The sequence below is a fragment of the Pseudomonas brassicacearum subsp. brassicacearum genome, from assembly GCF_008801605.1.
In the GTDB taxonomy this organism is placed as follows: domain Bacteria; phylum Pseudomonadota; class Gammaproteobacteria; order Pseudomonadales; family Pseudomonadaceae; genus Aquipseudomonas; species Aquipseudomonas brassicacearum.
Genome location: NZ_VZPJ01000001.1, coordinates 1 through 25,339 on the forward strand (window position 1 = coordinate 1; position 25,339 = coordinate 25,339).

At 60.9% G+C, this 25,339-nt stretch carries 17 protein-coding genes; 7 read left to right on the plus strand and 10 right to left on the minus strand.

What is annotated here, in order from left to right:
* Positions 1-291: hypothetical protein (locus F7R20_RS31780; RefSeq protein ID WP_212613442.1), on the plus strand; the 291-nt coding region annotated here is incomplete at its 5' end.
* A 94-nt stretch (positions 292-385) separates the two neighbouring features.
* On the opposite strand, the gene F7R20_RS00005 is transcribed toward F7R20_RS31780, so the two are convergent.
* The 4 genes from F7R20_RS00005 to gabP all read right to left on the minus strand — a co-directional run bounded on the left by F7R20_RS00005 (position 386) and on the right by gabP (position 6,531).
* The gene (locus F7R20_RS00005; protein ID WP_003201396.1) at positions 386-1,735 is read right to left on the minus strand and encodes a TolC family outer membrane protein; all 1,350 of its coding nucleotides are present in this window, start codon (positions 1,733-1,735) and stop codon (positions 386-388) included.
* 2 nt (positions 1,736-1,737) lie between these two features.
* Complete coding sequence (locus F7R20_RS00010; protein ID WP_003201394.1) at positions 1,738-3,108, minus strand: HlyD family type I secretion periplasmic adaptor subunit; 1,371 nt, start codon at positions 3,106-3,108, stop codon at positions 1,738-1,740.
* Complete coding sequence (locus F7R20_RS00015) at positions 3,101-4,822, minus strand: type I secretion system permease/ATPase (RefSeq protein WP_003201392.1); 1,722 nt, start codon at positions 4,820-4,822, stop codon at positions 3,101-3,103. The genes F7R20_RS00010 and F7R20_RS00015 overlap by 8 nt, the downstream gene beginning before the upstream one ends.
* 308 nt (positions 4,823-5,130) lie before the next feature.
* A complete protein-coding gene (gene gabP / locus F7R20_RS00020) occupies positions 5,131-6,531 on the minus strand; it encodes a GABA permease (RefSeq protein WP_003201391.1) in 1,401 nt (466 codons plus the stop codon).
* 505 nt (positions 6,532-7,036) lie between these two features.
* Here gabP and F7R20_RS00025 point away from each other — a divergent pair.
* Positions 7,037-7,648 (plus strand): TetR/AcrR family transcriptional regulator, encoded by a 612-nt coding sequence (locus F7R20_RS00025; protein WP_003201389.1) that lies wholly within the window; start codon positions 7,037-7,039, stop codon positions 7,646-7,648.
* 51 nt (positions 7,649-7,699) lie between these two features.
* Here the strand turns inward: F7R20_RS00025 and F7R20_RS00030 are convergent, their stop codons facing one another.
* The 6 genes from F7R20_RS00030 to F7R20_RS00055 form a co-directional block, all read right to left on the minus strand.
* A complete protein-coding gene (locus F7R20_RS00030) occupies positions 7,700-8,803 on the minus strand; it encodes a polyamine ABC transporter substrate-binding protein (RefSeq protein WP_003201387.1) in 1,104 nt (367 codons plus the stop codon).
* A gap of 39 nt (positions 8,804-8,842) precedes the next feature.
* Positions 8,843-10,180: an alginate export family protein gene (locus tag F7R20_RS00035; protein WP_003201385.1), complete on the minus strand. Its 1,338-nt coding sequence runs from the start codon at positions 10,178-10,180 to the stop codon at positions 8,843-8,845.
* Positions 10,181-10,298: 118 nt separating this feature from the next.
* Entirely contained in the window at positions 10,299-11,561 is a 1,263-nt protein-coding gene (locus tag F7R20_RS00040) for a serine hydrolase domain-containing protein (protein ID WP_003201383.1), read from the minus strand.
* A gap of 167 nt (positions 11,562-11,728) precedes the next feature.
* Entirely contained in the window at positions 11,729-12,379 is a 651-nt protein-coding gene (locus F7R20_RS00045) for a response regulator transcription factor (RefSeq protein ID WP_003201381.1), read from the minus strand.
* Positions 12,380-12,474: 95 nt separating this feature from the next.
* Positions 12,475-13,053 (minus strand): lecithin retinol acyltransferase family protein, encoded by a 579-nt coding sequence (locus tag F7R20_RS00050; protein ID WP_003201379.1) that lies wholly within the window; start codon positions 13,051-13,053, stop codon positions 12,475-12,477.
* Positions 13,054-13,170: 117 nt separating this feature from the next.
* Positions 13,171-18,660, minus strand: coding sequence for a trifunctional serine/threonine-protein kinase/ATP-binding protein/sensor histidine kinase (locus F7R20_RS00055; protein WP_003201378.1), 5,490 nt, complete (start codon positions 18,658-18,660; stop codon positions 13,171-13,173).
* A 471-nt stretch (positions 18,661-19,131) separates the two neighbouring features.
* Between F7R20_RS00055 and F7R20_RS00060 the strand changes: the two genes are divergently transcribed.
* From F7R20_RS00060 to F7R20_RS00080, 5 genes are all read left to right on the plus strand, one after another.
* The gene (locus F7R20_RS00060; RefSeq protein ID WP_003201377.1) at positions 19,132-19,503 is read left to right on the plus strand and encodes a response regulator transcription factor; all 372 of its coding nucleotides are present in this window, start codon (positions 19,132-19,134) and stop codon (positions 19,501-19,503) included.
* A gap of 356 nt (positions 19,504-19,859) precedes the next feature.
* Positions 19,860-21,308, plus strand: a complete 1,449-nt coding sequence (locus tag F7R20_RS00065; RefSeq protein WP_003201375.1) for an efflux transporter outer membrane subunit — start codon at positions 19,860-19,862, stop codon at positions 21,306-21,308.
* Complete coding sequence (locus F7R20_RS00070; protein ID WP_003201374.1) at positions 21,305-22,870, plus strand: MFS transporter; 1,566 nt, start codon at positions 21,305-21,307, stop codon at positions 22,868-22,870. The genes F7R20_RS00065 and F7R20_RS00070 overlap by 4 nt, the downstream gene beginning before the upstream one ends.
* 6 nt (positions 22,871-22,876) lie before the next feature.
* Complete coding sequence (locus tag F7R20_RS00075) at positions 22,877-23,908, plus strand: HlyD family secretion protein (RefSeq protein ID WP_003201371.1); 1,032 nt, start codon at positions 22,877-22,879, stop codon at positions 23,906-23,908.
* Between the two features lie 318 nt (positions 23,909-24,226).
* Positions 24,227-25,330 (plus strand): sigma-54 interaction domain-containing protein, encoded by a 1,104-nt coding sequence (locus tag F7R20_RS00080; protein ID WP_003201370.1) that lies wholly within the window; start codon positions 24,227-24,229, stop codon positions 25,328-25,330.
* Positions 25,331-25,339: the final 9 nt, after the last annotated feature.

The window sequence follows — 25,339 nt, forward strand, 5'->3', positions numbered from 1 at the left end:
AGCTTGCTTGCGATGACGGCGGACATCCAACATCAAGGCAGACTGACACGCTGCTATCGCGAGCAAGCTTTGCTCCCACTGGGGATTTTTGTTGGCAGGGAAATCGCAGGCTGGCACCGATCCAAACCGTGGGAGCAAAGCTTGCTCGCGATGACGGCGGACATCCAACATCAAGGCAGACTGACACGCTGCTATCGCGAGCAAGCTTTGCTCCCACTGGGATTTTTGTTGGCAGGGAAATCGCAGGCTGGCACCGATCCAAACTGTGGGAGCAAAGCTTGCTCGCGATGACGGCGGCACATCCAACATCAAGGCAGACTGACCCACCGCTATCGCGAGCAAGCCCGCACACAGGGATAAGTTGCAAACTTGAACCCTGGATTGTCTAGAACAAACTCTGCACCTGCTCCAGTACCGCGCGGTTCATCTGGCCGGTGTGGGTGTGCAGGCTCACATAGCTTTGCAGCATGTCGAGCTTGGTATTAAGCAGGTCTCGGCGGGCCTGGAACAGCCGCTGCTGGGCGTCAAGAATATCCACCGTGGAACGCACGCCGCCCTGGAAGCCTTTTTCCGTCGAGGTCAGCGCACGCTGATTGGACTCCACCGCCCGCTGCATCGCCTTGCTCTTGGCAAACCCGGCCACGACGCCCAGGTAATCGGTCTCGATATCTTCGGCCAGTTGCTGGCGTTGCACGTCGTAGTCGGACTGGGCGCCGGCCAGTTGCGCTTCGGCCTTGGCCACCGAGGCCCGTACCGCCCCGCCGCGATACAACGGAATATCCAATTGCACCCCCACGTAATAGGTGTCCTGGCGCGGGTCGAGTTCCTGGTATTGACGGGTTTCCCGGCGGGTCAACTGGGTGGTCAGCGACAAGGTTGGATAATGCCCGGCACGCTGGCTGTCGGCCTGGGCCTCGGCCACTTTCACCGCCGCCAGCCGAGCGGCCAGCTCGGGGCTGGCTTCACGGGCAATCGCCGTCCAGTAAGGCAAGTCCTGCTCAGGCGGGATCGGGCTACCGGCGGCCAATTCTTCGCGCATCGGCTGAATGTCATCGATGGGCACGCTGGCGCGCCCGGACAAGGCCCGCAACGCCGCCACGCGGCGCGCCTGGGCTTCAGCCTCTTGGGCTTGCACCAGATCGAGCCGTGCCTGGGCTTCGTCGATATCGGTGATCGCACCTTGGCCGCCTTCATAAAGCTTTTTACTTTGAACGACCAAGCTTTGGATCGCGCTCTTCTGCTGGACGATCAACTTGATCTCGTTCTCGGCCCGGGCGACGTCGAAATACCCCTTCGCCACCCGGTCATACAGGGTCTGGCCGGCCACATCGAACACCTGGGTGCCCAGTTGACCGCGCGCCTTGCCCTCCTGATAGGCCGCCCAGCGTGCCTTGTCGTAGAGCGGCTGTTGCGCCGCCAGGGTCACGTTGTTCGCCTGGTAATCATTGCTGTTGACGTAGGTGCTGTCGTCACCGCCGTCGGTCCGCCCGCCGTAGCCGTAGCGCGAGGTCAGCGACACTTGCGGGTAAAGGCCGCCACGCCCGATGTCCTCTTCATGCCGCGAAGCTTCAAAAGCGTGGGCAGCCGACTGAACGGTCGGATCGTTGAGGCGCGAGGCATCATAAGCGGCGGTCAGGCTCAGGCCCCCCTCGGCGGCCCACACCGGATTGAGCGCCACCCAACCCGCACACAGGCTCAGCAATACACGCAAACGGTAGCGGCAACGATCGACCATGCTCATTCCTCCTTGAAGGCTGCAAGCAAGCGTTCACGCAAAGGCTTCATCAGGTAATTCATCAAGGTGCGCTCGCCCGTCACCACCGTGACATCGGCGAGCATGCCCGGGCGCACCAGCAGGCCGGCGCTCTGCAACGCAACCACGGTGTCGGCGGGAATCTCGACCTTGGCGGAGAAGTACGGTTGATGTGTCTGCTCATTGATCAACTGGTCCGCCGACACCGTCGTCACCGTGCCGGTGACCGTCGGCGTATCCACCCGTTGCAGCGCCGTGAAATGCACATGCACCGGCAGGCCCGGACGCAGCTTGTTGGCCATCAGCGGCTCGAAACGCGCGGTGATCGCCATCGGTGCATCCAGCGGCACGACCTGCATCAGGGTCTGGCCGGCCTGCGCAACGCCGCCGACGGTATGAATGCTCACGTCCATGACCTGCCCGGCCACTGGCGCACGGATCGCACCGTTGTCGACTTCAAACTGCAAGGCGCGAATCTGGTCGGCATAACCGGCGGCCTCGGCCGAGACTTCGCTGAGCTGGGTTTCGGCATCACGGCGGAACTCCTGCTGCGCCTGCAAGGCCTTGAGCCGGCTTTCATTGATCGCCTGGCGAGTCCTGCCGACATCACCCACCCCAGAGGCGATCTGCCCCGCCAACTGGGCCGCGTTGCGCTCGGCCTCGAAGAGTTTGTTGCGCGGAACGTAGCCTTCCCGGGCCAAATCGCGCAGGCCTTCAAGCTCCTGCTGCTGGAAGCGCATCTGCGCATCGTAGTTGCGCTTGACGCCTTCGTAGCCAAGCAATTGCTGCTGCAAGGCCGCGGCTTCGTGCTCGATGATCTGCAAGCGGCTGCCCAGCTCCGCGCGGCGGGTGATGAACAACTGGCTCTGCAAGGCCATGGCCGCCTTGACTCGCGGTTCGTCGGCGTGGGCCAGCAGTTCCGCGGGCCATTGGATCTCGGCATTGCCCAGACGCTCGGCAATCAAGCGCGCCTCGATGCTGCGATCATTGAGGAGCTTGCCCAGGGTCACGTCCAGTTGCGATTGCGCCTGCACCGTATTGAGCTGCACGAGCAATTGCCCTTGGGTGACGCGGTCGCCATCGCTGACCAGCAGCTTTTCCACCACCCCGCCGACCAGCGACTGCACGGCCTTGCGCTCCCCTGCCACCACCACGGTGCCGCTGCCTACCACCCCTTGGTCGAGCGGCGCCAGGCAGGCCCAGAGCAGGAAACCGCCCAGCGTCAGGACCAGGAATCCCACGCCATAACGAGCCGCGCTTCCGGCGTCGGTACTGGCGCTGGGCAGCGTCGTGGTGCTGCGCACGCTCAACCCTTGCTCGCTGTACGCTTGTGCCCCTGGAGTCAGATCACGCATCGCCGCCCGCCTCCCTGACCGCGGCCGGCCTGGGCCCCGGCATCAATGCCTTGAGCACCCGGTCCCGTGGGCCGAACGCTTGTTGAGTACCGTCCTTGAGCACCAGGATGTGATCGACCACCGCCAGCACACTGGGGCGGTGAGTAATCAACACCACGGTGCTGCCGGCCGCCTTGAGCGCACTGATAGCCTGCACCAGCGCCAGCTCACCGGCGTCATCGAGATTGGAGTTGGGCTCATCGAGCACGATCAGCGATGGCCGTCCGTAGAGCGCGCGAGCCAGGCCCAGGCGTTGTTTTTGCCCACCGGACAAGCCAAGCCCACCAGGGCCCAACGGCGTGTCGTAGCCCTTGGGAAAGCGCAGGATCATTTCGTGGATGCCGGCATGACGCCCGGCGGCGATGATCTTGTCGGCGTCCTGCTCACCGAAGCGGGCGATGTTGTCGGCAACCGTGCCATCGAACAACTCGATGTCCTGTGGCAGGTATCCAAGGTACGGCCCCAAGGCGTCGTGGGACCATTGGCTGATCTCGGCATCGTCCAGGCGCACCGACCCGCCCATGGCCGGCCAGACCCCAACCAAGGCGCGCGCCAGTGTCGACTTACCACTGGCGCTGGGCCCGACCACGGCAAGCACATCGCCCTTGGCGAGGCTGAAATTGATCCCGCGCAGGATCGGCTGCGAAGCACCTGGCGGACCGACATACAGCTGTTCCAGGCGCACCGCGCCGGTGGGTGGCGGCAACGGCATGCGCAGACGCTCGCGCGGATGTTGGGCCAGCAATTGGCTCAGGCGCTGGTAGCTCTGGCGTCCGGCGTTGAATTGCTTCCACGAGCCGATGGCGATTTCCACGGGCGCCAGGGCTCGCCCCAGCAACAGCGACATCGCAATCATCATGCCCGCCGACAGTTGGCCTTCAAGCACCAGCAAAGCGCCCAGCCCCAACGCCAGGGACTGCCCGGAGATACGTACGAAACGGGTCGTCGAGGTGATACGCGCGCTGCGGTCGCTGGCATGGGCCTGGGCGGCAATGATCCGTTGCTGCAACAGGCTCCAGCGCTGACGCAGCGGCCCGAGCATGCCCAGGGCCTGGATGACTTCGGCATTGTGCAGTGTGCTGTTCACATAGATCGACGACTGCACCCCCAGCCGATTGGCCTCCCCCAGGCGCGCTCGCGTCGCCAGTTCTCCCCACAACGCCAGGCCGATCAGCACCAAGGCCAACACCAGTGTCAGCACACCGAACCAGGGGTGAAAGATGAACGCCACCAGCAGGAAGATCGGCAGCCAGGGTGCATCGAGCAAGGCGATCAGGCCCTGCCCGGTAATCAACTGGCGTAGCGTCGCCAGGTCGGTGAGCACCTGCGCCGGGTTGGCGTTGTGCTCGCGCAGGCTGCGGGCAAAAGCGGCGTCGAAAATCCGCTCGCCCAGGGCTTCGTCCAGCCCTGCGCTCATGCGAATCATCACCTCGCCACGGACCCACTCGATCAGGGCACTGAACATGAACAGTCCCAGGGCCATCAAGGTGAGCATGAACAAGGTGGTTTCGTTGCGGCTGGTCAGGACCCGGTCGTAGACCTGCATCATGTAGAGCGACGGCACCAGCACCAACAGATTGATCACGCCACTGAACAATGCCAGCGCCCAGAACACCCGGCGGTAGCTCAATAAGGCAGCATCAATGTCATGACGCGGATCGAGTAGAAACCCCATGGGAAATCGCCTGCAAGAGAAATGGTCGGTCCAGGACGCAATCCATCGCAAGGCTCTTTTTCCCGAGAGTGATCGAGAAAAAACTATCCAGCTGGCGCGCTGTTATCAGGGGCGATCCTCATCCCTACAGGCGCCAATTACTGACAACGCAGCCGCGGGTTAGTGCCGGTTTGCAGGGGTGTGCTTGCAAGTGGGTGACAGGCGGACGGGCCGCGCTTCGAGACGAAGCTTATTGCCTCTCGAATGGGCCAAAAAAGCGGTTTTGTTGACGCCAGTAACGTGGCGTCAACAGGATGAAAACAGCACGGCTAGCCGAGGGAAACGACCCGTTCAGGCTGGGGCGAATGCCGCGACGTCACCAGGCCGACAAAGGAAATGACCAGCGCCAGGCCCAGGGTGGTACTGACCTCGCTGCGGTGCTCGGGCGTGATCATCATGACCGCCAGCGCCGCCGAGATGAACACGATGACCAACCAGGTCAGCCAGGGGAACAGCCACATGCGAAAAGGCAGCTCGATATTCTGCCGTTGCAACATCCGGCGCATGCGCAGCTGCGAGATGGCGATCACCAGATACACCAGCAACGCGATGGCGCCGGAGCTGGCGAGCAGGAACTGGAACAGGCCGGCGGGCATGAAGTAACTGAACAAGGTGACGCCCGCGCCGAGCACGGTACTGGCAATCACCGCAGACCTTGGGACACCGGCCGAAGACGTGACCTTCAAGGCCTTTGGCGCATCGCCGCGACGCCCCAGGGAGTACAACATTCGCGAGGCGATATAGATCGAGGAGTTCATGCAACTGGCCACGGCGATCAGCACCACCACATCCACCAGGAATTTGGCGTGGGGAATGTTCATCAGCTCCAGCGCTCGCTGGTAGGAACCCACTGAAGCCAGGAGTGGATCGTTCCAAGGCACGACGGAAATGACCACGAAGATCGACAGCAGGTAAAACACACCGATGCGCCAGATCACCGAACGGGTGGCCTTGGCAATGTTCTGCGCAGGGTTGTCGGATTCGGCGGCTGCGATGGTCACCGCCTCCGTACCGATGAAACTGAACATGATGGTAATGAACGCGCCCACCACCGCCGACAGACCGTTGGGGGCGAACCCGCCATGCTCCTCCATCAAGCGACTCAGGCCGCTGGCTTCGCGCTCGGGAATCCACCCCATCAGCACCGCGAAACCCAGGGAGATGAAACCGATGATCGCCACCACCTTGGCCATGGCAAACCAGAACTCGAACTCGCCGTATTTGGACACACTGAACAGATTCGTCACCGCCAGCAGCACGATCGACACCGAGGCGAACAACCAGGCATCGACGGCGGGAAACCACTGGTTCAACACATGACCGGCGGCCAACGCTTCGATGGGAATCACCAACACCCAGAACCACCAGTAGAGCCAACCGATGGTGAAGCCTGCCCAGCGTCCGATGGCCTGGTCGGCATAGGTGGAGAAGGAGCCGGTGTCCGGATTGGAGACCGCCATCTCGCCCAGCATGCGCATGACCAGGACCACCAACAGCCCGGAAAACAGGTAGGCCAGCATGACGGCCGGGCCGGCGGCGGCAATGGCATGGCCCGATCCCACGAACAGACCCGCACCGATGATTCCGGCGATGGACAGCATGGTGACGTGACGAGGCTTGAAGCCCTGTGCCAAATGGCCGTTCGAATCCTTGAAGCTGGGGCTGGTCATTTTTTTATTCTCTTGTGATCGAACATTGAGACGCGCGCAGGGACAGTCGGTGCTTCTGGTATTCCCGCCCCTCCTGGAAGCGGTACCTCTTGGTCGGGTTGATCCACCCTGGGCGAACGTGCGCACTTGCGGTGAAAAGTCGCGCCACGTTACCTGCCTTCCCTCCCAAGTTAGTTACCTGAACGCGCCATCCCCGTGCCTGATTTCGCCAAGTGGGGCATGGCGTTTTGCCGCTTGCCAGGTGTCTGGATCGCGGTATTCAGCCGCGTCCTTGAGGGGAGCCATGAAATAAACCCTTTAAAAACTTTACTGGGTTAAGTATTTTGCATGCCTATACCCGGCCTGTTGTTAACCAGGAACCCTGTGGGAGCGAGCTTGCTCGCGATGGCGGTATTTCAGTCGACTTCAATGCAGCTGATCCAACGCTATCGCGAGCAAGCTCGCTCCCACAGGGCTGGTGCGCCAAGGCCTTTAACCGCTGCTTTCTTTCCAACAAGGACCTCCCGTGAGCGGACTGCGTGAACGTCAAAAAGCCGAACGCCGCCAAGCCATCAGCAAGGCGGCGGTCGAACTGTTCGAGCGCCAGGGTTTCCAGAACACCACCATCGAACAGATCGCCAGCCAGGCCGGCGTATCGGCGCCTACCGTCTTCAAGTACTTCGGCAACAAGCAGGAGATCATCCTGGAGATCCTGCACGACGCCGACCAGCGCGCACTCACGGACACCCGCAACCAGATCCCTGAAATCGAAGACCCGGTCGAAGCACTGTGTTATCTGGAACGGCTGTTGACCGGTTACGCGCTGGAGGTCATGCATCCGAGCCTTTGGCGCGAGTTGCTGCCGCTGATTCTGTTTGGTGGCGACAACGGGCTGCCGGAGGGTTATCGCGCCATGAACGATGCGCTCAGGGCCGAAATCAGTGGGCTGATCAGGGAATTGCAACAGGCCGGAAAGCTGCGCGCCGACCTCGACGTCGACCTCGCCGCCTTCCTGTTGAACGACTATTCGCACTTGCAGCTGTTCCGGTTGGTCAACCAGGAACAGCCGGACATCGAGGCACACTCCACCCAGGTCCGGCGTATCACCGAATTGCTCTTCCTGGGCATGCGCGCCTGAGCGAACACCCCACCGATACGGACCCGGCGCCGCAACACCGGGTCACGCTGATCAGCGATGCGTCTTGATGCTGGTCCAGGTGCGAGTGCGGATCCGCTCCACCGCCGCCGGCACCGGCTCCAACGCGAACAGAGTCTTGCGCGCCTCGTCCGGCACATACATGGCGGGGTTGTTGCGGATATCGGCGTTGACCAGCGTCGTGGAGTCCTTGTTCGGGTTGGGGTAACCGATCTTGTTGCTGATCCGGGCAATGACATCGGGACGCAAGATGTAGTTGATGAACGCGTAGGCCTCTTGGGTATGAGGGGCGTTGGTGGGCACCATCATGACGTCCGACCACATCGGCGCGCCCTCCTTGGGCAGCGCCATTTCCACCTTGACCCCCTTCCCTGCGTCCTGGGCCAGTCGTTTGGCCAGGGCCACCCCACCGGACCAACCTACCCCTACGCAGATCTCGCCGTTGGCCAGGTCCATGCCATAGCGTGACGAATTGAAGTAGGTGATGTAGGGACGAACCTTGAGCATGGCCGCCTGCGCCTTTGCGTAGTCCTCACGTTTCTGGCTGTTGGGGTCGAGCCCTTCGTAGTGCAAGGCGATGGGCACGATCTCGTTGGCGGCGTCGAGCAATCCCACGCCGCAACTGGCCAGCTTGGCCATGTTCTCTTCCTTGAAAAGGATGTCCCAGGTGTTCATTTGCACATCGGCGCCCAGCACCTGGCGCACCTTGTCGACGTTGTAACCGATCAGCGTCGTGCCCCACAGGTACGGCGCCGCATAGCGGTTACCCGGATCACCCACCGCCTCCAGGGACTTCATGAACTCGGGGTCCAGATGCTGCCAGTTCGGTAATTGGCTGCGGTCCAGGGGTTGGACGGCACCGGCGGCAATCAGGTGGCTGACGTTGGAACTGCTCGGGTAGACCACGTCATACCCGGAGTTGCCGGTCAGGAGTTTGGACTCCAAGGTCTCGACGCTGTCGAAGACGTCGTAGATGGGACGGATGCCGGTTTCCTCCTCGAAACTCTTGAGGATTTCAGGCGGCAGGTATTCGATCCAATTGTAGATTCGCACCGTCCGCTCTTCGGCCAGGCTTGCGCCACTAACCAGCATCGAAACGACAGCGCCCAGCAAGGTGTTGCGCAAAAACATGCTCATGATCAAACACTCCAGCGCGGCCGCGAAGGCTCGCGGCACTTAATAGCGGTAGGTGAAGTAGAGTTCCAGCGCGCTGAATTTCCGGTCGTCGCCGAATACTTGCTTGGCCGCTGCCATGGGCTTGACCCAGTTATAGGACAGCGAGGTGGACAGCGACTTCGAAGGCGCCCAATCCAGGAAGACTACACTCTCGTCGGCAAACCGTTTGTCGCTGACGGCGGTGCCCATGTAGTTTTTTTCGTCGAGCCAGAACTGGTAGTGGATCGCGCCGAGCGTAAGGGTTTCGTTGAGGTGGGTCTTGAGTGAGAACTGCTGGACGTTTTCGTTGCTGTTGAACAGCAGGTAGTTGCCGACGACATCGCCGATCAGCCAGGTGCTCCAGTCGACGAAGCCCTTGCTCAACGGATCCCAGGCTTTCTGTCGGTTGTCCGTGAGGTTGTCGTCGCCGGAAAAGCTCGCGTAGCGGTAGCCAATCACCGGGGTCAACGGCAGCGTGCTGAAAGTGTAATCCGCCTGGCCGTACCAGGCCTTGGCGTCGTAATCCACGCCTTCGCCGCTGCCTCGCTCAAGGGCATATTCGGCATTGAGGGTCAGGTCCGCGATGCCCGGGAGCCTGGCGTTCAACGCCCTGACGTTGTACACCAGCATGCCATCGCGGCGACGCGGCAACGTGCTGCCCTTGGGGCCCATGGCCTTGACCTTCAACGCGGTGGCGCCCAGCGTCACCTGGTCGTCGAGGTTGTAGTCCAGGTTCGCGCCGCTCATGCGAAAGTCACCCAGGTCGCTGTCGGTGCCCAGGCTGAAGCCCTGGACCTTCAACGCGCCATGATCCCAGGCGACCACCGCCGAATCCTTGAAGGCAGTGCGTGGGGCGAGCCAGTAGGCGCCGTCGTTCAACTGGTCGAGGTTGCCATCCATCACGATGAAACCGTTGCCGATCATGTAGTTCTGGCGACCGCCGGTGACCGTCCACTCCCCGGCCCGGAAACCGCCATAAAACTCTTCGGTCGACAGCTTGCCGTCGGAGCTACGGGTGAAGCCACCGGCATCACCATCACCGAAGGTGGTCGCGCCCACCAGGGAGCCGCCAGCCAACAGGCTGAAATCCGGCTGCACGGTGTACTCCAACTTGACGCCCGGCTTGACGTAGAACTCCTGCCAGTCGATTTTCGTGCCGCGATTCTTGCCGCTGCGCATGTCCACCACGCCGCCGCCAAAGTTGACGTTGCGGGTAGAAAGGACTGCGCCACCGGCACTGAAGTTGACCTCGCCCTTGAGGTTGCCCTCCTCGAAGGTGTAGCCCGCCCAGGCAACCTGGGCGGTCAAGGGTAACCCGAGCACGAGGAACGTTCGGGACAAACGCATCATGGAAACCATATGGAGCTCCTGTGTGATTATTGTTGTTACAGGGCAGTAAATGGCGGCGCAAACCCGCGCCAACACCTGGTGGGGCCAGGTGAGCGGAACGCAAAATTCTTGTGTTTATCGGATGAAGTCAGGGCGTCAGGTGCGCCGCGATGGCACGCAGCATGCGCACGCTGTCGCCGTCGAATGGGCTGACGGCCTCGCCCAGGGACGACTGCTTGACGATCACCACGCCGGACGGTTTGTCGATGAACAGGTATTGACCATGGATGCCACCGGCCATGAGCGCCTGGCTGTGGTCGTTGAAGACATACCATTGGCTGCGGTAGGACGCGCCTGGGGTCCAGCTCGAAAAGTCAGGGGATGCAGCGTAGATCGCGGGGTCGGCTCCGGCGGCGATACCGGCCAGCGCCTCGGCCGAGAGCAGTTGTGTCCCACCCTGGCGGCCATCGTTGGCCAGCAGACGGCCGAAGCGCGCCATGTCACGCAAGGTCGCACTGAAACCGGCACCGGCGACGCTGCGGCCCCAGGGGTCCGCCAGGAAGTAGCCGTCACGTTCACAGCCCAACTGGCTCCAGATCTCTTGGAGCAACTGATGGCAGGCCTTGCCTGATGCCCGCTCCATGACCCAGGCCAACACCTCGGTGGTGGCCGTCACGTAATGGAAAAAGCCGCCGTGACTGCCGCGTTTCCTCAGTGAGGGCAAGTACTGATACAGGGATTCGAAGGTCGCGTACTGCGCTGGCGCCGGCTGGAAACCGCAGGCGTAACCGTATTGGGAACTCTCTGAATCCGGGTCCTCATAGACCTCGCTGTAATCGACGGCCACCGCCATGTCGAACAACTGGCGCACGGTGGCATCGGCAAACGCGCTGCCCGCCAGTTCCGGTACGTAATGGGTGGCCGTCAACGTAGGGTCCAGCAAGCCTTCGCAGACCAGTTGCTCGCCCAAGGCACCGATCAGCGACTTGGTCACCGAAAACATGATGTGTCGGTCCTGGGGACGCTGGCCGTTGAAGTAGCGCTCAAACAGTACGGTGTCGCCCTGCAAGACCAGGAAAGCATCGGTCTGGCTGGCGACCAGGTGATCGATCACGCTGATGCTCAAGCCACACTCGCTGTCGAAGTGCAGCTCATCCAGCGCCTGGAGCGCCTGCCTGAACGCGCTGACCGGACCGCTGCCGGCCTGCACATCGATGGAAGGACGCAAGCGCGCCAGGTTGCGGAAACCCCATTGGTTGAACGGTGGGCTCATCCAGTTGTGCCAGGTGACGCGGCGCTGGGGTTCGGCGGGAAAGCCTTGCATGAGTGAAGGCGCCAGGCGTGCGTCAAATGGCGATTCGTGAGTCTCGACGTAAAGACTGGCCAGTGAAGGCACGGTGTTCTGATTCATCGGGTTGCCCCTGCAAAATGACTCTGCGTGAAAGCAGATGCAGAGAAATAATTACCCGATGTAATTTTTTAGTCAATAAATCTTTTTATCAGCAATTAGCTATCCACCGCCGCCTGAGCGGTGTCGCGAATCCGGGAACTGGCGTTCATGCAGGCCTGTCACTCTGTTCAATAGTCTTGCCCGGCACCTAATGACTCCGCCATTCGAACCAGGTCAGCGAAGGACTTGGCGTGCATTTTTTTCATCGCGTGGCCGCGGTGGATTTTCACGGTGATTTCGCTCAGGTTCATCTGCCCGGCAATCTGTTTGTTCATCAGGCCCTTGGCAGCGAACGTCATCACCTCTTTTTCACGGGCCGTCAGCGTTTCGTAGCGGGCATGCAGGTCCGCAAGCTGACGCTCGACGGCTCGGCGCTTGACGTCGGCCTGGAGTGCGGCTGACACCGCGTCCAACAAATCCTGTTCACGAAAGGGTTTGGCCAGGAAATCCACGGCCCCTGCTTTCATTGCCTTGACCGACATTTCGATGTCGCCATGGCCGGTGATGAAAATGATGGGGATAGTGACGTTCGACCCCGCCAACTGACGTTGAAAGTCCAGGCCGCTACTACCTTGAAGCCGTACATCGAGCACCAGGCAACTGGCACCTTCGGTCTTGGGTTGTTGGAGAAAGTCCGCCGTGGAGGCGAACGTCTCGACGCGTATGCCGACCGAGCGCAAGAGGTTGCTTAATGCATCGCGCATTGAGGCATCGTCATCCACCACGAACACAATTGAATCCTTGCTGCTCGGGTCATTGGATGGGGAATTGCCGTTCATGCACGATCCTCTTGGGGAGTGGGCGGAAAAAAATTGTAGCACAGCGCCTTGGGCCGAAAAGTACGGTAGGAATGGCCCGAACCGTGATGTAGACGCTATGCAATGAGCTGGGGGTGCAACGCTGATATCAGTGCAAAAAGATGACGAGGTCGATGCAGGTACGCATTGATCTGGCTGCTGTAACTTTCCCCGGTGGTGCACCAACTGCAAAAGTGCTCGCAGTTATTGGATAAGACCCTGTATTGGTCTTCGCCTAGTCGCGAACGCGCCCGATGGGCAACTTCTTCGGCGCAATATTCACAGTGCTCTTCAACTATCCACACGGGCTTGCCTTTGGCGAAATGTTCAAGATCGGTCACTTCGATAGGCCCCGACTTGAGGGAGCCGCTGAACCCCGAGTAATGGGCAACTTCTGCGCCGCCAAGGTATATGCCGTGATGCAGGTAGAACCGGCGAGGGCTGACCAGGTGTGCACCTATGGGCACGCTGCCCGGGGCCTGCTCGATATTGACCGGTTCCAACGAAACATCCGACATGTCTTTCGGCAGTTGACCTTGGGACGTGGGCGCACTCAAGCGATAGAAAACATTCGTTGTCATGAGTGCCAGGCAAATAAGCACAATGGAACGCAGTGATGAAAACTCATCCACGGCATGGGCAGTTAGATTATTCATGAGAAGAGACTCCGCAACCCTTGAAAACACTGTATCGCCGGGGTTGCGGAGTTTCATTTGTACATGGGACTGATTTCAATGACCGGTTGATATACAGGTCTTAAACCTAAGTATTAATCAAGACATTGTCGTTGAGCTGAAGGCTGCGATGGGCAGCGTGAATTGAACAGTGGCACCGCGGGGTGGGTTGACGCTTGCCCTCAAACTGCCGCCATGGGATTCAATGATCGAACGACAGATCGATAACCCCAACCCCAAGCCCGTAGGCTTGGTGGTGTAGAAGGAAGTGAAGACCAGGTCGGTACTGTCCGAGGCGAACCCCGGCCCGGTGTCACTGACACTCACCACGATGCATCCGGCATCATCGCGCACCGTGCAGATAAGCAACTGCCGCTCGCCTTCGCTGACACCGCTCATGGCCTCGAGCGCATTCATGATCAGGTTGAGCAACACCTGTTGCAGCTCTACACGATCGCCTTCGATGGCGGGTAAACCGTCCATGAGTTGCGTCTGTATCGAGGCGCCACTCTTGCCGATCTGGCCACGGGTGAAGTCGATCATCTCGCTGATCGCCGCGTTGATGTCTACCGGTCCCTTTTGCGGTGGCGCCTTGCGGATATGCCCACGGATGCGACCCAGCACGTCCGCCGCTCGGTTGGCATCGAAGATGAGGCGCTCCAGCACCTGCCGGACCTCCCCGATTTCCGGCGGTTGCACGTTCAACCAGCGCAATGCGGCATTGGCGTTGAGGATGGCCGCGGCAATTGGTTGATTGACTTCATGGGCGATCGAAGCCACCAACTGCCCCATGGTCGCGACACGGTTGGCGTGGGCCAGCTCGGTCTGAACCTCGCGATAACGCCGCTCGCTTTCGCGGATTTTTTCTTCCGCCTGCCTGCGCTCGGTCAGATCCAGCACAAAGGCGACCCCTTCCCTGCTACCGACTTCGAACTTCGCCAGGCCGACGATGACCGGCAGTCGGCTGCCGTCCTTGCGCAAATATTCCTTCTCATAGGGTCGGGCATGCCCGGTCAGCAAAGCGTGGGCCAATCTACGTTCGCTGAGTTCTCGAAACTCAGGGACCGTCAGGTCTGCCCAGCGCAGATGGCCCGAGGCAAGGTCTGCTCGTTCGTATCCCAACATACGCAGAAAGGCATCGTTGGCTTCGATGATCTCGCCGTCGGCGTTCCAGACGAGGATCCCAATGATGTTGGCGTCCACGAGGCGCCGGATCTTCGCTTCGCGTTCCGCGACCTCACGGTACAAGCGAGCATTTTCCAGCGAAATGGCAGCCTGTGAAGCCACCAGCTTCAACACGGCGATCCGGGTCGGACTGAACACACGGGCCGCCAGATTGTTTTCGAGATAGAGCGCGCCGACGAGCCTGGCCTGGTTCATCAACGGCAGGCAGAGAATCGAACGGGCCCGCTGCTGCCGGATATAGGGGTCTGCGGCGAACGGCGCCTCGGCCACGGCATCGTCAAGGAAAACGCTCTCTCGGGTGCGCAGCACATGATAGAGAATCGACTCGGGCAGCAGCGTCGCACTCACCCGCTCATCGCGTAACTGCGTTGCGTTGCCGCCAGTAGTCACTTGCGCCGCGACCCGATGCTCGCCGCCATCGGACAGGATCAACAGCCCGCGTTCGGCGCCGGCCTGTTCAATGGCCGTGCACAGGATCATATCGATCAGCTTTTCCAGGACGATTTCGCCCGATACGGCTTGGGAGACCTTGAGTACCGTGGCAAGGTCAAGATGTTCGACCGGTGTCGCCATCGTTGTCGTCGGGCCGAGTTCAGGCGCTTCGGCCCTCAACGATGGGTACTTGTTCTCCAGTTGCCGCACCTTGCCATCGGCACCCCAACGCTGGTAACCGTAACGGGCATCCTGCAAATAGACCCGAGCGATTTTCCCGAAGCCCCGCGCCGCGTAGAAGCGCGACGCGAGTTCATTGGCAAGCGCCTCGATGTGCACGAAGCCACTCTCTTGCGCGGAATCAATAGCCTGCTCGTAAAGCAACTCGGCGTCGATCATGCGCCCTTCAACGCGGGCGATTTCGGCACCCACCAGCGCGGCGCGGCTGGCGAAATTTTCCGGACACTGCTGCGCCCAGGTCTGGAGCCACTGCTGATCGGCAACTATCGCCAGCAAGTGCTGCCCATGCTCGTCCACCGGGAGGCTATCGCAGCGGGCGGCCCGGGCCAGGGCGCCATAGAAATGAAACTCGGCTTCCTCGAAGAACGACTGGCAAACCCAGAGTAAACGCTGCGCCTTTGCAGCGGCCTCCAATGCCGCCTCAGCATCGTCGGCCATGTAGCGAACCTGTAATTTTCGTACCCAGTACAAACACTCAGCCAGTACCAGATCCGGATTGCTGGCCAAGTGGGTTTCGATGCCTGACTCGGTTAGCTCGCCGTCGTCCAGGCGACCAAAGGTTAGCGTCGAGCCTCGGAGCATCCGGATCAGCGCCAGTTGCGTGATGATGAAATCAGTCACCAACCCGAAGCGTACTTTCCTGGCGTAAACAAGACCCCGCTCGGCTTCGCCTTGTATATCGGACAACAGCTCGCCGGCGAAGAGCAGATCGGCAGTGAGGTTGTTGCCCGCGTAGGCGCCATACGGTAGATCGCCGATTCGATTCGCCGCCGTAAACGAACGACGCAACAGGTCGCGGCATTGCCCCACAGGCTTCATCCAGCGTACGGCAAAGCACGAGAAGCAAAGATAGGTGCTCGCCTCGAATCGAGCCAAACCACGTTTCTCAACGAGCTCGCAGCCAAGCTGACCGAATCGGAAGCCCACTTGGTAATCACCGAACCGGCGACCGGCGACCCTGAATAAATTGGCGTAGAGCAAACATGAAGCATCGCAGTTGCCATGCTCAAGGCTCAGATTGACCGCTTTGCAGATCAACAGGTCCGCCAGGTTCGCTTCACTCTGCAGGGCTGGCGCGAAGAGTTTCCCCAACGCATTGACGGTCACCAGGGACGTCGCATCCTCCATCAACGGCAAGTCGATAAGGTCCTCGATTGCCCGGTCCCCCAGTAGCGCTCCGATACGGTCGTACTCGCTGCGCACGTCATCGTCGCTCGGATGGGCCGACCACTCGATCCCCACATGCCGCAGGTAGGCCAGGCAGACCGCAACCGCACCGTCACTGCGATCCAGGAGCAAGTAGACATCCATTAGCAGGCACGCGACATTGGCCCGCTCGATCACGGTCATGGCGTGATCCGACAACGCCGTGAGACGCTCATCGGCGGCAGACAGCTGCCCGGTCAAGAGCTCGCATTCGGCGCAATTCAACTCCAGCGCGAAAATCAGCCCATGACGACGCGCCCAGCAGTCCTCGCCCAACAACTGCGTCCCGGTGGTGAAATAGTTGAGCGCCGACGCATAAGCCGTCGACGCCTTGGCGCGTTGGCCGGCAATCAGGTTGAATGCAGCCAACTGCTCCCGCTCAGCCGGGTCGGTGATCAATACGGCGCCGCGATTGAGCTGGCCGACGATCTCGAAGATCGCCTCTTCCTGCCCTTGCGCGGATGTCTGCGCGGCGAGCAATCGTCCGATTCGCAGGTGCGTCTCGGCGCGCGAATCCTGGGGGATCAGCGAATAAGCGGCTTCATGAATACGGTCGTGGACAAAACCATAAGCGTCGTCCAGCCGCTCGACCAGTTCCAGGCGAATCGCCTCCCAGAGCACCCCGCGGACCTGCGCCCCGGGAATGCCCAGCACGGTCGAAAGCGCCTCGATCCCGGCGACGTTACCCAGGCAAGCCAGCTGCTGCAGCGCCTGCTGCGTCTCGCCCGGCAGGCGCACCAGCTTACCGACCATCAGGTCCACGACATTGTCGGTGTAGCCCTCGGCATGAATGCGGTCCGGGTCCCACCACCACTGCGGGGCGTCATGATCGAAGGTCAGCAGTTGCCCGTCGGCGAGCGTTTGCAGGAACTGAATCACGAAGAACGGATTGCCGGCGGTTTTTTCCAGCACCAACTGCGCCAGGGGCTCGATGCGGGCCCGCTCGTCATGCAGCGCCTCGACGATCAACTGCTCGATATGCACCTTGGCGAGTGGCGCCAGCATGATCTCGACGACGTTGCCTCCCGCGCTCCGAATAGTCTGGAGCTTGCCTGTCAGCGGGTGGGTGACGTCCACTTCGTTGCTGCGGTAGGCGCCCACCAGCAACAGGTGCCGCACATCAGCGCTGGTCAGCAGATCCTCCAGCAAATCGAGCGTGGCCGCATCGAGCCACTGCAAATCATCGAGAAACAGCGCCAGCGGATGATCTTCGCGGGCGAACACGCCGATAAAACGCCGGAACACCAGCAGGAAGCGGCGTTGCTCCTGTTGCGGATCAAGTGCCGAAACCGGTGGTGGTTCGCCGATGATGAGCTTCAGCTCGGGAATGAGATCGGTCATGAGCCGCGCATTGACATCCAGCGCTTCCTGCAGCGCGTCACGCCAACTGGCCAGTTCCGTGTCACTCTTGCCAAGCAGGGTGCGCACCAGGCTCTGGGAGGCCTGCACCAGCGTCGCATAAGGGATGTCGCGGTGGTATTGATCGAACTTGCCGCTGGCGAACAATCCCCTCGGCGGAACCAGCACCTTGTGCAACTCGTTGACCACCGAGGATTTGCCGATACCGGAATAACCGGTGACCAGGACAAGCTCCGGCGCGCTGCTTTCAACGACACGCGCGAACGCCGCGATCAGGGTGTCGACTTCATGCTCGCGACCATAGAGTTTCTCGGGAATCAACAACCGATCGGATGTGCCATGCTCGCCCAGCGCAAAGGCATTGATGTGGTGCTGTTGCTGCCACTCGGCGAGGCAGCGCCGCAGATCATATTCCAGACTCGTTGCGGTCTGATAACGTTCCTCGGCCGTCTTGGCGAGCAGCTTCATGACAATGTCGGACAGCACCTCGGGAATGGTTCCAACCCGCTCGCGAGGCGGCAAGGGTTTCTTGGCGATATGGTAGTGCACCCACTCGATCGGGTCCGATGCCAGGAATGGCAGCGAGCCGGTCAGCATCTGGTACAGCGTGACGCCGAAGGAATAGAGATCACTGCGTGAATCGATCGAGCGATTCATCTTGCCGGTCTGCTCGGGTGCCATATAGGCGAGCGTCCCTGCGAGGGTCTCGGGCGCCTGCCGCTCCCGTGGCAACCGTGAGGCGAGGCCGAACCCGGTGAGCCTGGCCTGTCCGTCGAAGCAGTTCACCAGGATATGACTGGGCTTGATGTCTTTATGGACGAGGCCACTCCGGTGGAGCTTGCCCAGTGCCACGGCGATGCTCACCGCCAGACGCAAGAACGTGGCCGTTTCCATGGGCGCAATCAGCAACTGCACAAGTGGCGTGCCGCCTGGATCCTCAAGCACCAGCTGCGTCTGGGCGCCTTCGCGCACCATCTCCAGCGGTCGCACCGACCAGGTGCCATCGAGCTCGTCTTTCAGGCCAAACTCGTGGGCCAGACGGCCAAGGCAGCCGGGACGCGGTTGTTCGGCAGCGGGCCGCGCCACCAGTACGCTGCAATCGCCCTCGACACCCGGACGCAGTTCCCGGCAGAAGATACGTTCACCATCGTCCCATAAAATTTGCATGTAGTTATCCGTCGGCACGCGAGCATTTTGTAGTGGGTTATCCGCCGCACGTTGCCGTCGGGCTGGCATCCGGTGTCACGTCGCATGGCCGATGCCGTCGCGCTGGGGCGACGTCCGTGGCTGCGCTGGGCGCCCGATGAGGATGGGGCTCTGTCGGGATCCAGAACGGGTCGTGTTGCCGATATCTAGATTAACCCCTCATGAAAGCCCTTCAAGTGATTTCATTGGGAACAACGAATTGACTCGCCTTGGATTTTTTGTGTCGAGCCCCAGGCAAACGATGCGTGCCAGTCTAGGCGAGACGCCAGCACCGGTCAGTTGTACCTGCGTACAGCGAAAGCAGCCCTGGGGCAAACTGCTGGATCCAAAGTCAACCCTTTGGTCTTAGCGCGCTATACCTAGGTATACTTTTGCACCCGAGGAGACCGCGTATCTTGTAATGACGACAGGCGCTTGTGCGAGCGACCCGATATGCATGACACCCCGATACGCAATACAACGACGATTGCCGTTGTCGATGATGACGAATCCGTTCGGGCCGCCCTCAAAAGCCTGTTACGGTCCAGCGGTTATGACGTTCGAACCTATTGCAGCGCCATGGATTTCCTCGACGCAAACGCCCCGGCGGCTACCCGCTGCCTGATTTCCGATATCCAGATGCCGGGGATGAGCGGCCTGGAACTGCATGAACAGCTCGGTGCCATGGGTTTCCAGATCCCGACCATCTTCATTACCGCTTACCCAGACCTTGGGGCACACATACCGAGGCTGATCGCCTGCCTGCCCAAACCCTGTGATGCCGACAAACTGCTGTCCTGTATCGACACTGCCCTGCGCCAGTAGGAGCTGTGTAGGAGCTGTGTAGGAGCTGTCGAGTGCAACGAGGCTGCGATCTTTCCAAACACACCTGAATCTCAAGCTAAAGATCGAAAGATCAAAAGATCAAAAGATCGCAGGCTTCGCCAGCGCCTACAGCCGTCGAACGGGAGCAGCACCTCGCCACGATGCTTCCATCACGCCACTGACCCCACACCTTCGTATAGATCTCCCGCCACTGACGTATGGTTTCGCTGACCCGATGTAGAAGTGCGCCTGGAAGAGCCCCCCGATACCATGAGTTCACAGCGAGCCAATCGCTGACTCATTGACCCCAGGCGTGCGCTCGTCGGGCCACGCAGCAACCTTACGGGGAACTGGCTATGTCGGCTATCTTCGGGTTACCTCGACGCATTTTGACGCTCATCGGCACGAGCTTCCTGACCGCTTGCACGGTAGGCCCAGACTTCGTGAAACCTGAGAGCGGGCTTGACGCTGTGCTCTTGTCACCCCGACAAGAGCACGCAAGCGTCATCCCGACGTCCGCTGCCGCGGTGCCGTCCCAATGGTGGACACTGTTCAATGACGCCGTGCTCACCGGGCTGCAAGCGCGTGCACTGGCGGGCAACCTTGATCTGCAGATGGCCGCCGAGCGCATCGAGCAAAGCCGCGCCCAGCTGGGCATCGCTGCTTCGCAATTACTGCCCAGCGTAGGCGCCAATGCCAGCTACACCCGTGAGGCCCTCAGTGAAAATGGCAAGTTCGCTGCGTTGGGGGCTCCGACCGGCCCTAACAATTTCTGGCAACTGGGCTTCGATGCCAGTTGGGAGATCGATCTGTGGGGCCGCGCACAACGGGCCCGCGAAGGCGCTGCCGCGACGCTGGAAGCCACGGTTTACGATCGCGAAGCCGCACAGGTGGCCCTGGCCGCCGAAGTGGCACGGACCTACCTGCAATTGCGCGGAACCCAGGCGCAACTGGACATCACCCGGCAAAACCTGACGGTCGCGGAGCGCACCCTCGGCCTGGCTGAAAGCCGCGAGCGTAACGGCGTCGGGACGCGCTTCGAAACCTCCTCTGCCCGGGCGCAGTTGGCCACGATCAAGGCCATGGTTCCTGAGCTGGACCAACGTCGCAACGCCCAGATGAACGCGCTGGCGTTGCTGATGGGCGAACAACCCCGTGCCCTCGATGGGCAACTGGGCAAGGCACTGCCCTTGCCTGCCCTGCCCTCCGGGGTTCCGGTTGGTGTCCCCTCTGAACTGGCCCATAGGCGCCCCGACATCCTGCGCGCCGAAGCCCAGCTACATGCCGCCACGGCTGCCATCGGCGTGGCCAAAGCTGACTTCTATCCGCGCATTGGCCTGAAAGGGCAAATCGGCGTGGAAGCCTTCGACAGTGGCGATCTCGCCAGTTGGGATTCCCGGTTCTTCTCCATCGGTCCCACGGTTTATCTGCCGATCTTCCAGGGCGGACGTTTGATGCAACGCCTGGCCCTGAACGAATCACGGCAAAAAACCGCGGCACTCGCTTATCGCCAAACCGTCTTGCGAGCCTGGCATGAAGTGGACAACGCCCTGGATGCCTGGGGGGCCCAACAGCGTCAACACGATGAACTGCTGATGTCCTATGAACAGAACAAGCAGGCGCTGCATGCCGCCGAGCGAGGTTATCAGCAAGGCGCCGCCGACTATTTGAGTGTACTGACGGCCCAGTCCAACCTGCTGGCCAGCCAAACCCGCCTCAATGCCAACGCGACTGACGCCACGCTGACCGTGGTCAATCTCTACAAGTCCCTGGGTGGCGGCTGGAATCCGGAGGTTGCCCAATGAACAGCGTCGCACTGTCGCCAGCGCACGTGGTGGCCAGCGCAGGGCCTCAGGCCTCGTCCTCGAAACGCTCGATGGTCGGCCTGGTCGGCATTTTTCTCGCCGCCATGATGGCGGGGTTGAATACCCGGGTCGGTGCATTGGCCCTGGCAGATGTGCGAGGCGCAATGGCCTTGGGCTTCGACGATGGCTCCTGGCTCACCACTGCGTACAGCGCCGGCGAGCTGATTGCCATGCCCTTTTCGGCGTGGTTCGCCATCACACTCTCGGTCCGTCGCTTGGAGTTGTGGATGCTCGGCGGTTGTACGCTACTCGCCTTGATCCTGCCCTTCATCCACGACCTGGACCTTTTGCTGACCTTGCGCTTTGTGCAAGGCATTGCCAGCGGCACCACCATCCCGCTGCTGATGATGGCGGCGCTCAAATTCCTGCCGCCCCCCATACGGTTGTATGGCCTGGCGCTGTATGCCATGACCGCGACCTTTGCGCCTAACCTGTCCATCTGGTTGGCCGGGCACTGGACGGACGGATTGCAGGACTGGCGCTGGGTGTACTGGCAGATCATTCCCCTCGCCCTCATCGCCGCAGGCCTGATCGCCTGGGGACTGGCGAAGGAACCCATCCAGGTCCCACGCTTCCGGCAGGCCAATTGGTTTGGCATGGCCTGCGGTGTGCCGGCGTTCGGTTTGATCACTGTCGCACTGGATCAAGGCGTGCGGCTGGACTGGTTTAATTCACCGCTGATCACGTCTTCGCTGCTGGTAGGCCTGGCCTTGCTGGCGATCTATCTGTTGACCGAGTGGTATCACCCGTCACCGTTTATCAAGTTGCAGATTCTCGGGCGCCGCAACCTGGGACTGGGCTGCACGCTGTTCTTCGCACTGCTGGTGGTGTTGATGTCCAGCGCGTTGTTACCGGCCAACTATCTCGGCGCGCTTCAGGACTATCGCCCCTTCCAGATGGCGTCGGTCGGCCTGATTGTCGCGCTGCCGCAACTGGTCCTGGGGCCCGTGGTTGCGCTACTGCTGTATCAGAAGTGGGTCGATGCCCGTGTCGTGTTCGCCCTGGGGTTGTGCTTGATCGCGCTGGCGTGCCTGGCCGGCTCACAACTGACCAGCGAATGGAACCGCGACCAGTTCGTCATGGCGCAAACCCTGCAGGCCCTCGGACAACCGATGGCGGTGGTCTCGATGTTGTTCCTGATCACCAGCGTGGTGCAGCCTGCTGAAGGGCCTTATGTGTCCGGCACGATCAACACGTTGCGCGCCTTCGGATCGCTGGCCGGTGCAGCGGCAGTTGCCCAGCTCATCACCGTGCGCGGTCGCTTCCATGGAGAAATGTTGCTGGACCAGGGAGCACTGGCAGGTAACAGCCTGGCGTTTGTGCCTGAGCCAGCGCAACTGATGAGTCTCATCGGCCAGCAATCGCTGGTGCTGTCGATTGCTGATGCCTATCGCGTGTTGGGCCTGCTCGCGCTGCTGTTGATTCCTCTGGTGTTGCGACTGACCTACATCCCCGCCCCTGTCATGCACGCAGCCTCAGCACCTTCCTCCTCACACGGGTGACTCATCATGGCATTACCGAAGAAAGCCCAGATCATCAGCGCCACACTGCTCGCGGTGGCCATCGGCGCTGTGTTCTATTTCAATCGTCCTGAATCCAGTGCATCGATACAGTCTACGGACGATGCCTACGTCCATGCCGACTTCACTACGGTAGCACCGCAGGTATCGGGCACGGTTGAGACAGTATTGGTCGAAGACAACCAACCGGTGAAAAAAGGCGACCTCTTGGCAACCATCGACGACCGCGATTTCGTCGCTGCCGTGAACGCGGCGCAAGCACAGGTCGCCAGCGCCAGGGCCGGCATCGCCAGCCTGCAAGCGCACTTGATCCAACAGGAAACCACCATACGCCAGGCACAAGCAGTGGTAGCGGCAGACGCGGCGGCGCTCAAGCTGGCCAGCGTCAATCAGGCCCGTTATCGCAACCTGGCCACCGATGGGTCGGGCACCGTACAGGCCCAGCAGCAGGCCGAAGCGCAGTTGAGCGTTCAACTGGCCAGCCGGGACAAGAGCCAGGCGGGGTTGCAGGCTGCCCGGCAATACGTGGATATCCTCAAGGCCGATCTGGAAAAGGCCAAGGCGGCCCTCGCCCATGCCGAGGCGGCGCAAGCCATCGCGCAACTGCAACTTTCCTATACCCGCATCACCGCACCGATCAGCGGCACCGTCGGGGAGAAATCGATACGTGTCGGTGCTTTCGTCAATGCCGGAAAACCCTTGCTGGCGATCGTGCCGCTGGACGCCGTCTACATCACCGCCAACTTTCGCGAGACACAACTGGCGCGCGTAGAGACCGGACAAACCGTGGATATCGAAGTGGATGCCTTGCCCGGCCAGGCGCTGGAAGGCACGGTGCAAAGCCTGGGGCCGGCCAGCGGCGTCAGCTACTCCGCCATTGCCCCGCACAATGCCACAGGCAATTTCACCAAGATCGTCCAGCGCTTGCCCGTACGCATCCGCATCGACCCCGACCAGCCCGGGGCGGCGAAACTGCGCGTGGGGATGTCCGTCACGCCGCATATCCGCATTGGTGAATAAATCCATCAGGGTTTTTGTGACGAGCTGGGTTCTGTAGGAGCTGACGAGTGCAACGAGGCTGCGATCTTTCCCCAGACATTTGAATCGCGAGCGAAAGATCAAAAGATCGCAGGCTTCGCCAGCTCCTACAGAACCCGGCAGGACAAATCCCCTTGCATGCGCAGGTGAAGCCCTAAGCAAATAACTAAAGGTTATTTGTTGTATGTTTTTTAGATCATTTAGATTAAGCCTTAAGCCCAATGGCTTCGCGGTACTGCCTCAAGAACGTTGGCATTTACCCATTTTCAGTCACGGCAATCTCATTAACGGGCCACCGTCATGCAGCTTCTAACGCTTCCTCCCTCCCCCGGCCTGGCCACCTCGATTCGTGCCACGGCCCAGGTCTTCGAAGACCCCACCTCCCGCGCTTTGCTGGCGCATCTGCAACAAGTCGCGCCCAGTGACGCCAGCGTGCTGATCATCGGCCAGACCGGGACCGGCAAGGAACTGGTGGCGCGCCACGTACACAACCTCAGCGCCCGTCGCCACAAACCGTTTGTTGCGGTCAACTGCGGGGCGTTTTCCGAAACCCTGGTGGAGGCCGAGCTGTTCGGCCATGAAAAAGGCGCGTTCACCGGCGCACTGACGGCCAAGGCCGGCTGGTTCGAGGAAGCTGACGGCGGGACGTTGTTCCTGGATGAAATCGGTGATTTGCCGTTGCCGATCCAGGTCAAGTTGCTCCGGGTGCTACAGGAGCGCGAGGTGGTCCGGCTGGGTTCGCGCAAGAGCATCAAGATCAATGTGCGCGTGTTGGCGGCCACCAACGTACAGTTGGAAAAAGCCATCAATGCCGGGCACTTTCGCGAAGATCTCTATTACCGTCTGAACGTGGTCAGCCTGGTGCTCAAACCGCTGCGCGAACGCCCCGGTGACATCCTGCCGCTGATCCGCCACTTCATTGCCGAGTACAGCCGCAGGCTCGGTCACGGCGAGGTGACGCTGGATGCCCAGGCGCAGCGCAAATTGCTCGACTATTCCTGGCCGGGGAACATTCGCGAGCTGGAAAATGTCATCCACCACACCCTGTTGATTTGCCGCAACAACGTGATCGGCGTGCAGGACCTGCACCTGTCTAACTTGCGTATCGAACGCCAGGACAACCCGCCGCAGGCGCCCCCTCAAAGCGCAGAGGCGCTTTTACAAAAAGCCTTCGAGAAACTGCTCGAGCAAGAGCATGGCGACTTGTATGAAAAGGTCGAGGCCGAGTTGTTGCGCGCCGCCTACCGCTACGCCAATTGCAATCAGGTTCACACCGCCAGCCTGCTGGGCCTGAGCCGCAATGTCACCCGCACGTTGCTGATCAGGATCGGCGAACTGGTGGTCAACCGACGCCGCCCGGCACTGGACACCCAGGATGGCCGGGTGGTCAACCTGTCGACCTGAGTCCAAGGC

Coding starts and splice junctions, on each gene's coding strand:
- F7R20_RS00005 (WP_003201396.1), bottom strand. CDS start 1,735: ATGGTCGATCGTTGCCGCTACCGTTTGCGTGTATTGCTGAGCCTGTGT.
- F7R20_RS00010 (WP_003201394.1), bottom strand. CDS start 3,108: ATGCGTGATCTGACTCCAGGGGCACAAGCGTACAGCGAGCAAGGGTTG.
- F7R20_RS00015 (WP_003201392.1), bottom strand. CDS start 4,822: ATGGGGTTTCTACTCGATCCGCGTCATGACATTGATGCTGCCTTATTG.
- gabP (WP_003201391.1), bottom strand. CDS start 6,531: ATGACCAGCCCCAGCTTCAAGGATTCGAACGGCCATTTGGCACAGGGC.
- F7R20_RS00030 (WP_003201387.1), bottom strand. CDS start 8,803: ATGAGCATGTTTTTGCGCAACACCTTGCTGGGCGCTGTCGTTTCGATG.
- F7R20_RS00035 (WP_003201385.1), bottom strand. CDS start 10,180: ATGGTTTCCATGATGCGTTTGTCCCGAACGTTCCTCGTGCTCGGGTTA.
- F7R20_RS00040 (WP_003201383.1), bottom strand. CDS start 11,561: ATGAATCAGAACACCGTGCCTTCACTGGCCAGTCTTTACGTCGAGACT.
- F7R20_RS00045 (WP_003201381.1), bottom strand. CDS start 12,379: ATGAACGGCAATTCCCCATCCAATGACCCGAGCAGCAAGGATTCAATT.
- F7R20_RS00050 (WP_003201379.1), bottom strand. CDS start 13,053: ATGAATAATCTAACTGCCCATGCCGTGGATGAGTTTTCATCACTGCGT.
- F7R20_RS00055 (WP_003201378.1), bottom strand. CDS start 18,660: ATGCAAATTTTATGGGACGATGGTGAACGTATCTTCTGCCGGGAACTG.
- F7R20_RS00060 (WP_003201377.1), top strand. CDS start 19,132: ATGCATGACACCCCGATACGCAATACAACGACGATTGCCGTTGTCGAT.
- F7R20_RS00065 (WP_003201375.1), top strand. CDS start 19,860: ATGTCGGCTATCTTCGGGTTACCTCGACGCATTTTGACGCTCATCGGC.
- F7R20_RS00070 (WP_003201374.1), top strand. CDS start 21,305: ATGAACAGCGTCGCACTGTCGCCAGCGCACGTGGTGGCCAGCGCAGGG.
- F7R20_RS00075 (WP_003201371.1), top strand. CDS start 22,877: ATGGCATTACCGAAGAAAGCCCAGATCATCAGCGCCACACTGCTCGCG.
- F7R20_RS00080 (WP_003201370.1), top strand. CDS start 24,227: ATGCAGCTTCTAACGCTTCCTCCCTCCCCCGGCCTGGCCACCTCGATT.